Here is a 10,000-nt window from a genome sequence, read left to right on the forward strand (position 1 = left end):
GCGACCTCGACCCCGGCGACGCAGCGGTGGGCGAGGAACCCGAGCAGCGAGCGCCCGCCGAACGGCGTACGCACGGCGAGGCGGAGCTGGAGCGTGCCTCCCGGACCACCCATGTCCCGGCCGCCACGGAGCCGGGTCGGCGTGGCGTCGTAGACCTCTCGGATCGTCTCGTTGAACTGCCGCACACTGCTGAACCCGGCGGCGAAGGCGATGTCGGCCGCCCCGAGGTCGGTGGTCTCGAGCAGCACTCGCGCGGTCTGGGCCCGCTTCGCCCGAGCCAGCGCCAGCGGTCCGGCGCCCAGCTCCTGGGTGAGGATCCGTGAGAGGTGGCGCGGGGTGTATCCGATGCGGCGAGCCACCCCGTCGACACCCTCGCGGTCGACCACGCCGTCGGCGATCAGCCGCATCGCACGACCGGCCACATCGGCGGCGACGTCCCAGTCGGGGCTGCCCGGCGTCGCGTCCGGGAGGCACCGCTTGCAGGCTCGGTAGCCGGCAGCCTGGGCGGCCGCCGCCGTCGGGTGGAACGTGACGTTGTGGAACGCCGGGGTGCGGGCGGGACAGGACGGCCGGCAGTAGATGCCGGTGGTGCGGACCGCGGTGTAGAACACGCCGTCGAACCTGCGGTCGCGGCTCTTCACCGCGCGGTAGCAGGACTCGAGGTCGAGGTGCATCGGCGCTGTCGTCGGCGTCATGTCCCCATCATGGCTCAGACCACCGACGTATTCTGGCGGGAATCGGACACGGGGAGAGGGCGGCTCTAGGCGCTGGTCGTGATCGAGCACACGCACGACGGCCGAAGCCCTCGACGAGGCGCGTCATACCGGCCTCTGCGTGCAAGTCCCATGTGGCCCGCGTCCTGGCCGAGCTGGGTGTGCGCGACCGCGTGCAGGCCGTGGTGGCGGCGTACGAATCGGGTCCGGTGCGTCCCGGCGACTGAGCTGAGTGGCGCTGTCAGGTCGTCAGCGGCGAACGGCGTCGACGAGCTTCCAGGCGGCGGGCAGGAGGCCGGCCGCCAGGAGGATCTTGATCGCGTCGCCGACCAGGAAGTCCTTGACGCCGTAGTCCCAGGCCCCCTGTGCACCGACCCCCAGTGCGTGGGCGAGCCAGGTGGCGCCGACGGCGTAGATCACGATGTTCCCGAGCACCATCGTCGGCAGCGACCGGGTCGCCTTCCGGTCCCAGCCCCGGTCGGCGAGCCAGCCGACCAGGCCGGCCGCGACGAGCATCCCGACCAGGTAGCCACCGGTGGCCGAGGAGAGCTTCAGCAAGTCCCAGCCGGACGCGTGGCCGGCGAAGACGCCGTACCCCAGGCCACCCACCGCGAGGTACGCCGCCATCGTGACGAAGCCGCGCGTCGCGCCGTACGCACCACCGACCAGCAGGACCGCGAACGTCTGACCCGTGATCGGCACCGGCGTGTGCGGGAGATGGATCGAGAACTGCGCGGACGCGGCGATGAGGCCGACTCCGAGAGCGACCAGGACGGCGTCGGCGACGAGTGCGGCGGCGCGGTTGCTCGGACGGACCAGTGTGGGGACGAGTGCGGTGGACGACATGGCCGCGAGTTTAGGGCCGAGCGCAGTGACCGAGCTCGCGAGGTCACCGGACGAGCCGTCAGCGGCCGAGCCGCAGCCCGAAGGCCTTCGCCATCGACGGTGCGGTCGCGGCGTCCCGCAGCGGCGGCAGGCCGAGCACCTCGCCGTAGAGCCGGGACAACGACAGGTGGGACAGCGGGCTCGTCACGACCTCGTGTCTGATGCTCGGGTGGACCAGGATCGTCAGGATGACATTGCCCTGCGAGTGGTCGTCCTCATCGGCTGTGACGACGATGGCGAGCCGGCCGGAGCGGAAGTCCGGCCCCGACATGGCGAGCCCGACCCCTTGGCGGATGAAGGCGTCCGCGGTCGAGAGCGGGCAGTTGTGCGCGTCGTCGCAGACGTCGGGGATCACCATGCCGGCGTCCGGCAGGTGTCCCGTGCGCACGTCCTGGGGGAAACGGTCCAGGTTCGTGTCGAAGCTCTGGCACTCGCTGCGCTCCGAGGTGAAGTAGGTCCAGGGGTTGTGGCGGACGGCGTACCGCCCTGCGGTGGTGAGGGTGCAGGGCGCCGGCATGTCGTCGGCGTACACGCGAGCAGTGAGGCCGTGGGCGAGCGCCTCGCCGAAGACCGAGGGGCCGCTGATCGGGTGGGCGGACGGGTTGTCGTCGTCCTGGATCCCGAAGGTCGAGCCTCCGGCGATCGCGAGGTAGTTCGGGAGCGACGGATGTGTCATCGCGTGGAAGTCGGTCGCATAGCCGTACTTCTTCCCGAGCCGATAGGTCCACGGCATCTGCGCCTGCATCTCGGACAACGAGTGGTTCTCGATCACGAAAACCAGCAGCTTGGTCGCACCCGCCGAAGTCGCAGTGGGGGTCGAGCTGGGCGGTGCCGACGTCGCCGAGCTCCCGGTCGACGTGCTCGGCTGGGATGGGAAGTCGGGTGACGGCGTGTCGGAGCTGTTCGTGCCGCCGCAGCCGGCGAGCAGGAGCCCGCCCGCGAGCCCAACGGCGAGCACCGACAGTCCACGAGGTCCCACGCGGGGGGACGCTACCCGGCGAGGACAAGGGCGGCGTCCGCGACGAGGCGAACGTGGGTGCGTACCCGGGTGCTGCGAGTCAGGCTCAGGACGTCATACGAAGCGGACGCTATAGATCAGGTTCCGTATGACGTCCCTACTCGGGGGCGCCTTTCGGTGTGGTACCCCCGACCGGATTCGAACCGGCGCTACCGCCTTGAGAGGGCGGCGTGCTAGGCCACTACACAACGGGGGCGGGCGCGTGAACACGCGAGGTGAGACTTTAGCGAAGCGTCCGAGACGCTCAAAATCCCGGCACCTGGGCCGGGATCTCGCTGGGGTACTAGGACTCGAACCTAGACTAACTGAACCAGAATCAGTCGTGCTGCCAATTACACCATACCCCAAGGATTGACCGGCTTTCGCGCCTCCGCCGCGCTGCGAGGAGCGGGCTCATGGGCACGCGGCCGGCCGCCGGGAAACCTTACACACTGCCTCGGGACGCCTCCAAAACGCGCGTGCTGCTGGTGGTCGACAGCCTCATCCGGCGTGACACGGCGACGGCGAGGACCAGGTAGACCAGCGACTGGGTGAGGGTCACCGGGATGCTCCACCAGCTGCCGCCCGTCGGGTTGAGGGTGGAGGCCATGTCGCTGTAGGCGAGAGCGATCCCGTAGGCCAGGAAGTTGTTCAGCACGTGCATCGCGATGCCGGCCTCGAGCCCACCGGTGCGGATCACCAGGATGCCGGCCACCAGACCGAACGCGAACCGGTCGAAGAACACCGGGACGCTCTGGCCGAGCCCGTGGGCGAGCCCGAACAGCAGGGCCGGTAGGACGACGGCGACGATCGTGGAGCCCCGCGTCAGCCCACCGAAGGCCTGGGTGAGGTAGCCGCGGAAGAGGTACTCCTCGCCCGCGGCCTGGAACGGGGTGAGGAAGAGGATCACCAGCACGTAGTGGAACGTCGTGGTCGTGAACGAGTTGGCGTGCCCGCTCACGTCACCGTCCTGACCGGGCAGCACGGAGCCCACGATCAGCGTGGCGATCAGAGCGACCAGCGCGACGCCGAGACAGGCGAACAGGTAGCGCCACCGGATGCGCGGTTGCACCGACGCCAGCCAGCGAGGTGCGATCCCGTGGAGCAGTCGACTCGCGATCATCGCGAGCGGGATGAACGTCGCGAGCGCGACGTTCAGGAAGGCCAGGCCGGCCGGCGTCGGCCTCGTCAGGTCGGCGAGACGAGCCACGTCGACGTTCCCGTGGCCGGTGACCACGTAGGCGATCTCGAAGACGACCGTCGCGACCAGCACTCCGAACAGGGCGAAGCCGAGGAACATCAGCAGGATCCCGACCAACGGGCGCCAGACGCCGGGCCGCCCGGCCTCCTGGATGCGGTGGTAGGGCAGGCCGTCCGGAGCGACCGGGCCTCGGAGCCAGGTCGACCCGGTGAACGTCATGCCAGCGCCGCCTCGAGCCGTCCCATGGCTCGGTCGCGGCCGAGCAGCTCCAGTGACTCGAAGAGCGGCGGGCTGACCCGGCTGCCGGTGACCGCCACGCGGACCGGGCCGAAGGCGTTGCGCGGCTTGAGCCCCATCCCGTCGACCAGGGCCTCCCGCAGCGCCTTCTCGATCGCGTCCGTCCGCCAGTCGTCCAGCCCGGACAGCGCGCCGTACGCCGCTCGTACGACGTCGCGACCCGGCTCGTCGACCTCGTCGGTACGGGTGAACGACGCCTCGTCGACGAACAGGAAGCCGAGCATCGGCACCGACTCCGAGAGCGTGTTGATGCGCTCGTGCACCAGCGGCATGGCCGCGTCGAGGAGCCGCCGCTGGTCGGCCGTGATCGGCTCGTCGACGAGCTCCGCCTCGGCCAGGAACGGGATCACGCGCTCGGTCATGTCCGGCAGCGAGATGCGGCGCATGTGGGCGCTGTTGATCGCCTCGAGCTTCTTCATGTCGAAGCGGGCGGGGTTGGGGTTGACCCGGCGGATGTCGAACGCCTCGGCCATCTCCTGCATCGTGAAGACGTCACGGTCCTCGGCGATGCCCCAGCCCAGCAGCGCGAGGTAGTTGAGCAGTCCCTCCGGCAGGAAGCCGCGGTCGACGTACTCGAGCAGCCCGGAGCCGGGGTCGCGCTTGGATAGCTTGCGGTTGCCCTCGCCCATCACCATCGGCAGGTGGCCGAAGCGGGGTGGGCCGTTGCCCACACCGAGCCGCTGGAGGGTCTGGTAGAGCGGGATCTGGCGCGGGGTCGACGAGAGGAGGTCCTCACCGCGCAGGACGTGGGTGATGCCCATCATCGCGTCGTCGAGCGGGTTGACCAGCGTGTAGAGCGGGTCGCCGTTGGCGCGCAGCAGCGCGTAGTCCGGCACGTTCTCCGGCAGGAACGTCACCTCGCCGCGCACCAGGTCGTCGAAGACGATCGGCTCGGACGGCATGCGGAACCGGAGGACCGGCGTACGACCCTCCGCCTGCCAAACCGCGAGCTGGTCGGGGTCGAGCTCGCGGCAGAAGCCGTCGTACCCCTGGTTCTTGGAGCCGCTGGCCTTGCGCCGGGCGTCGACCTCCTCAGTCGTGCAGTAGCAGTCGTACGCCGCGCCCTCCTCGCGCAGCGTCCGCGCGACCTCGGCGTAGATCGGGAAGCGCTCGGACTGCCGGTACGGACCGTTGTCGCCGCCGACCTCCGGGCCCTCGTCCCAGTCGATGCCGAGCCAGTTCAGGGAGTCGATGATCGAGTGGTAGCCCTCGACGGTGTTGCGGGCCAGGTCGGTGTCCTCGATGCGCAGCACGAGGGTGCCGCCGTGGTGGCGGGCGAAAGCCCAGTTGAACAGGGCGCTGCGGACGTTGCCGACGTGGAGGTTCCCGGTCGGGCTGGGTGGGAACCGGACGCGGACGTCGGACGGCTTCAGGTCGCCGAGGACCGGGTCGGTCATCGTGTCACCACCGTGTTGGTCAGGGCTCCGAGCCCGGCGACGGAGACCTCGACCTCGTCGCCCGGCTGCATCGGGCCCACGCCCTCCGGCGTTCCAGTCAGGATCACGTCACCCGGCAGCAGGGTCATCACGCTGGTGATGTGGGCGACCAGGGTCGGGATGTCGAAGATCAGGTCCTTGGTCGAGCCGTCCTGCACGAGATCGCCGTTGAGGTGGGTCTGGATGGCGACCCCGTCGGCGAAGGTCTGGGGGTCGAGGTCGGTCTCGATCCAGGGGCCGAGCGGGCAGAAGGAGTCGAAGCCCTTCGCCCGCGTCCACTGGCCGTCCTTGCTCTGCAGGTCGCGCGCCGTCACGTCGTTGGCGATCGTGTACCCGAAGATCACGTCTGTCGCCTGCTCGGGCGGCACGTCACGGCAGATGCGCCCGATGACGACGGCGAGCTCGCCCTCGTAGTCGACCCGCTCGGACTGGGGCGGGTAGAAGACCTGGTCGCCAGGTCCCACCACCGCCGTGTTGGGCTTGAGGAAGATCAGCGGCTCCTCGGGCACGTCGTTGCCGAGCTCGGCGGCATGGGCGGCGTAGTTGCGCCCGATCGCCACCACCTTGCTGCGCGGGATGACCGGCGCGAGCAGGCGGACCTCGGAAAGTCGGCGCTCGGTCTGGGTCGGCTGGATGCCGGCGTACAACGGGTCACCGGACAGCTCGACGACGACGCTGTCCTCCGCCGGCTGGTCGAACTCGTCCATCTCGCCGCTGACCACGCCGTACGCCGGGTCGCCACCGGTGGTGAACCTCGCGATACGCACGGGCCCGAGCCTATCCACCGCGATGGCCCATCATGGAGCCGTGGTCTCGACAGGCTCGACCGACGAAAACACGAGCGCGGCCGACGGGAGTGGTGGGAGCGATGTGCTGGCTCGCGGTGCCGACGGCGAGAGCTTCCGCGACGAGGACTGGTACGCCGAGGAGGTCGGCGCCGTGCGGTTCGTCGACTGCGTCTTCACCGACGTCGACCTCACCGAAGCGACGACGAGCGGCACGACGTTCGAGGGCTGCACCTTCCACACCTGCCGGTTCAACGCCTCGACGCACCGCGCGACGGCCTTCGTGGGATGCGACTTCCGCCGCTGCAGCTTCTTCACCGCGACCCTCGACGGGTGCAAGCTGACCGGCTCGGTGTTCTCGGAGTGCACGATGCGGCCGCTGACGGTCCTCGGCGGGGCGTGGAGGTCGGTGACGATGCGGGCTGCGTCCCTCTCCGGGGTCGACCTCGCCGGTGTCGACCTGCGCGAGGCGGACCTGTCCATGGCCGACCTGACCGGGGCCGTGCTCTCCGGTGCGCGGCTGGACGGCGCGGCGGTCCGCGACACCGACCTGACGAGGGCGGACCTGCGCGGGGCGTCGCTCGACCGGGTGGATCTCGCGTCCGCCACCCTGAAGGAGACGCGCATCGACCTGCAGGCTGCGGTGATGCTCGCCGAGCTGCACGGGGCGGTGGTCGATCTTGGGGACTGAGACGGGGACGGGTGGTTTCGAGACGCTCGCAGAGCTCGCTCCTCGACCACCGACACCGCACGCAGCGCTCGCTGCTCAGCCACCGGTTCCTCCGACGATCGATGAGGCGGCGCGTCACCGGGCACGGCTGGCGCCGTACGTCGAGCCGCACCTCGACCGGCGACGGCGGGGCGTGGCCCATCCTGTGCACGACTTCCTGTTCACCTACTACTCCTTCTCCCCCGCGAAGCTGCTCGACTGGCAGCCGGGCTGGCCGGAGTCCGGAAGGTCCGAGCTCCTGACGAAGCGGCGCACAGCGATCGTGTCGACCCTCGACCTGTTGCGGGCGACGGCCGACCGGTCGCCGTCGTTCGCGTGCTTCGGCCTGCACGAGTGGGCGATGGTGCACCGGGCCGGCGAGACCCGGCACCCCGTCCCGCTGCGGCTCGGCGCGGCCCGCACCGACGAGGTCGTCGAGACGCATCGGATCACCTGCTCGCACTTCGACGCCTACCGGTTCTTCACTCCCTCGGCGAAGCCGCGCAACCAGCTCCGCCCCGGCGCCGGCGACCGGTCGGCGTACGAGCAACCGGGCTGCCTGCACGCGACCATGGACCTCTACAAGCACGCGTTCCGGCTGTGGCCACTCGTCGGCTCGGGCATCGTCGCCGACTGCTTCGAGCTGGCCTGGGACGTGCGGGTCGTCGACATGCGCGCGGCCCCCTACGACCTCAGCGGCACCACGCTCGACCCCACCGGCGAGCCGTGGACGCCGATCAGGATCGAGACGCCGGAGGGCAAGCAGGAGTACGCCGCGTGGCAACGAGAGTTCGCCGACCGTGCGGCGCCACTGCGGCTCCGGCTGATCGAGGAGTGCGCGCGACTGCTCGACACCTGAGTGGGAGTCGGGGGTCGCGACCTGACTACCGTGGTCCTCGTGGACGACCGGGTGCTGCAGAACTTCCTGGCCGCCGACGGCCGCCTGCGGACCATCCCGACCAAGCACTCGAAGCTGCTGGTGGTGCTGGACCACCTGGCCCAGGCGTTCGAGCCCGGCCACACCTACCCGGAGTCCGAGGTCAACGACATCCTCCAGCGCTTCCACCCGGACTACGCGGCGCTGCGCCGCTACCTGGTGGAGAACGGGTTCATGACCCGGGAGGACAGCATGTACTGGCGCTCCGGCGGCACCTTCGAGGTCTGACTCACCAGCCGGGCGGGTGCCGATCAGCCCACGGCGCGGCCTCCTCGACCTGGGCCGCGAGCGCCAGCAGCAGCCCCTCCTCGGCGGGACGGGCCGCGAGCATCACTCCGACGGGGAGCCCGGACGGGGTCCAGTGCAGCGGCAGGGAGACCGCCGGCATCCCGGTGACGTTCCAGGCCGACGTCCACGGGGTGAAGGCCTTCTGTGCCTCGAAGTCCGCCTCGGGATCGTCGTCGTTGCGGAGCGCGCCGACGGGGAGAGGTGGTACGGCGAGGGTCGGCGTCAGCACCGCGTCGTACGGCGCGAGTGCGATGAGGCAGTCGGCGGCGTACCGCCGCATCGCCCCCAGCGCCAGCCCGAAGTCCGGACCGGAGAAGGCGCGCCCGCGCTCCGAGAGCCAACGGGTCAGCGGTCGCAGTGACGACTCACGTCCGGGCGGCGGGGGCGACAGCGCGGTCAGCACCGCCCAGCAGGTCTCGAACGTCGGCACCGCCTCGCGCGGCATCGGGACAGTGATGTCCTCGACCTCGTGGCCCAGCGAGGCGAGCAGCGCCGAGGCGGACTCCCAGGCGGCGACGCACTCCGGGTCGACGTCCACGTCGGCGATCACCGGCCCGACGAATCGGGCGATCCGCAGCCCGGCCGGGGTGCGGTCGCACGAGGACAGGAACGACTCCGACGGTGGCGGGGCCCACGACGGATCACCCGCACGCCTTCCGGCGAGGACGTCGAGCAGCGCGGCGGCGTCACGCACGGTCCGGCCGAGCGAGCCGCCGGTGGCGAGGCCGGTGACCTCGCCGTACATCGGCCATCCGCTGATCCGGCCGCGCGTCGGCTTCAGGCCGACCAGTCCGCAGCACGAGGCGGGGATGCGGATCGAGCCACCCCCGTCCGAGCCCTGCGCCACCGGGACCAGCCCCGCAGCCACCGCGGCGGCCGCTCCTCCTGACGACCCACCGGCCATCCGGGTCCGGTCCCACGGCGTGACGGCGGGCGGCGCCACGTCGGGCTCGGTGTAACAGGGCGAGCCGAACTCCGGCGTGTTCGTCTTCCCGAGGCTGACCATCCCGGCCGTCTCGATCGACTGCGTGATCCCGTCCGAGACGTCGGGCACGTAGTCGGCGTACGCCGCGGAGCCGAACGTGGTGCGCACCCCGGCGGTCATGTTCAGGTCCTTGACCGCCGTGGGTACGCCGTACAGCGGCCCGGCGTCGTCCGGTACCGGCAGCAACGACTCGGCGCGGGTCAGCGCGAGCTCCGGCGTGCGGGTGATGAACGCGCCGACCTCGTCCCCGCGCTCGAGGTAGTGCGCGGCGAGCTCCCGCGGCGACACCTCTCCCCGCCGTACGGCCGTGCCCTGCTCGAGCGCGGTCAGGTCATGGAGCGCGGCCACCAGTGGATAGTACGGATCAGCCGGCCGGTCCCGGATCCCCGAGGACCGGCCGCGTGATCCGCACTATCGGGTCGTCGCCTGGTGGTGGCGGCGAAGACCGAAGGTGATCCCGTCGAGCAGCGCCTCCCAGGACGCCTCGATCACGTTGTGTCCGACGCCGACGGTGACCCACGACGACTCGCCGTCGGAGGTCTCGATCAGCACCCGGGTGATCGCATCGGTGCCATGGCCCTGGTCGAGGATGCGGACCTTGTAGTCGATCAGCTCGAACTTGGCGACCTCCGGGAACGCCCGCACCAGCGACTGCCGCAGCGCCTGGTCCAGGGCGTTGACCGGGCCGTTGCCCTCGCCGGTCTCGACGTACCGCACACCCTCGGCGACCAGCTTCACCGTCGCCTCCGAGACCGCCTCCTCCCCCG

11 protein-coding genes and 2 tRNA genes are annotated in these 10,000 nt (G+C 70.7%); 3 read left to right on the forward strand and 10 right to left on the reverse strand.

Going from position 1 to position 10,000, the window contains the following annotated elements; genetic code table 11:
• The 8 genes from VGK78_RS00055 to VGK78_RS00095 all read right to left on the reverse strand — a co-directional run.
• A partial coding sequence (locus VGK78_RS00055) for a bifunctional transcriptional activator/DNA repair enzyme AdaA (protein ID WP_331525208.1) occupies window positions 1–695 on the reverse strand: 695 nt, incomplete at its 3' end.
• A 267-nt stretch (window positions 696–962) separates the two neighbouring features.
• Window positions 963–1,559 carry a biotin transporter BioY gene (locus VGK78_RS00065; RefSeq protein ID WP_331525209.1) on the reverse strand — a complete coding sequence of 199 codons (597 nt, stop codon included), beginning with the start codon at window positions 1,557–1,559 and terminating at the stop codon, window positions 963–965.
• A gap of 58 nt (window positions 1,560–1,617) precedes the next feature.
• A complete protein-coding gene (locus VGK78_RS00070; protein ID WP_331525210.1) occupies window positions 1,618–2,577 on the reverse strand; it encodes an alkaline phosphatase family protein in 960 nt (319 codons plus the stop codon).
• A 159-nt stretch (window positions 2,578–2,736) separates the two neighbouring features.
• Window positions 2,737–2,812: transfer RNA gene (locus VGK78_RS00075), tRNA-Glu, on the reverse strand.
• A 79-nt stretch (window positions 2,813–2,891) separates the two neighbouring features.
• Window positions 2,892–2,963, reverse strand: a tRNA-Gln gene (locus VGK78_RS00080).
• Between the two features lie 77 nt (window positions 2,964–3,040).
• Window positions 3,041–4,015 (reverse strand): type II CAAX endopeptidase family protein, encoded by a 975-nt coding sequence (locus VGK78_RS00085; protein WP_331525211.1) that lies wholly within the window; start codon window positions 4,013–4,015, stop codon window positions 3,041–3,043.
• Window positions 4,012–5,490 (reverse strand): glutamate--tRNA ligase, encoded by a 1,479-nt coding sequence (gltX, locus tag VGK78_RS00090; protein WP_331525212.1) that lies wholly within the window; start codon window positions 5,488–5,490, stop codon window positions 4,012–4,014. Before gltX ends, VGK78_RS00085 begins: the two co-directional genes overlap by 4 nt.
• Window positions 5,487–6,296 carry a fumarylacetoacetate hydrolase family protein gene (locus VGK78_RS00095; protein WP_331525213.1) on the reverse strand — a complete coding sequence of 270 codons (810 nt, stop codon included), beginning with the start codon at window positions 6,294–6,296 and terminating at the stop codon, window positions 5,487–5,489. Before VGK78_RS00095 ends, gltX begins: the two co-directional genes overlap by 4 nt.
• Window positions 6,297–6,336: 40 nt before the next feature.
• Here VGK78_RS00095 and VGK78_RS00100 point away from each other — a divergent pair, with 40 nt between their 5' ends.
• From VGK78_RS00100 to VGK78_RS00110, 3 genes are all read left to right on the forward strand, one after another.
• Window positions 6,337–7,005 carry a pentapeptide repeat-containing protein gene (locus VGK78_RS00100; protein ID WP_331525214.1) on the forward strand — a complete coding sequence of 223 codons (669 nt, stop codon included), beginning with the start codon at window positions 6,337–6,339 and terminating at the stop codon, window positions 7,003–7,005.
• A gap of 172 nt (window positions 7,006–7,177) precedes the next feature.
• Window positions 7,178–7,882, forward strand: a complete 705-nt coding sequence (locus tag VGK78_RS00105; protein WP_331525215.1) for a 3-methyladenine DNA glycosylase — start codon at window positions 7,178–7,180, stop codon at window positions 7,880–7,882.
• A gap of 39 nt (window positions 7,883–7,921) precedes the next feature.
• Window positions 7,922–8,188: a DUF2087 domain-containing protein gene (locus VGK78_RS00110; RefSeq protein ID WP_331525216.1), complete on the forward strand. Its 267-nt coding sequence runs from the start codon at window positions 7,922–7,924 to the stop codon at window positions 8,186–8,188.
• A 1-nt stretch (window position 8,189) separates the two neighbouring features.
• Here VGK78_RS00110 and VGK78_RS00115 read toward each other — a convergent pair whose 3' ends face one another.
• On the reverse strand, window positions 8,190–9,581 hold the full coding sequence (locus tag VGK78_RS00115; RefSeq protein WP_331525217.1) for an amidase: 1,392 nt from the start codon (window positions 9,579–9,581) through the stop codon (window positions 8,190–8,192).
• 63 nt (window positions 9,582–9,644) lie between these two features.
• The coding region (locus VGK78_RS00120; RefSeq protein WP_331525218.1) for an alpha-isopropylmalate synthase regulatory domain-containing protein at window positions 9,645–10,000 on the reverse strand (356 nt) is incomplete at its 5' end.

This window comes from Nocardioides sp. (genome assembly GCF_036503465.1).
Lineage (GTDB): Bacteria > Actinomycetota > Actinomycetes > Propionibacteriales > Nocardioidaceae > Nocardioides.

Bases quoted from the DNA above. Each gene is read 5' to 3' on its own strand.
- VGK78_RS00065 (WP_331525209.1), bottom strand. From the start codon at position 1,559: ATGTCGTCCACCGCACTCGTCCCCACACTGGTCCGTCCGAGCAACCGC.
- VGK78_RS00085 (WP_331525211.1), bottom strand. From the start codon at position 4,015: ATGACGTTCACCGGGTCGACCTGGCTCCGAGGCCCGGTCGCTCCGGAC.
- gltX (WP_331525212.1), bottom strand. From the start codon at position 5,490: ATGACCGACCCGGTCCTCGGCGACCTGAAGCCGTCCGACGTCCGCGTC.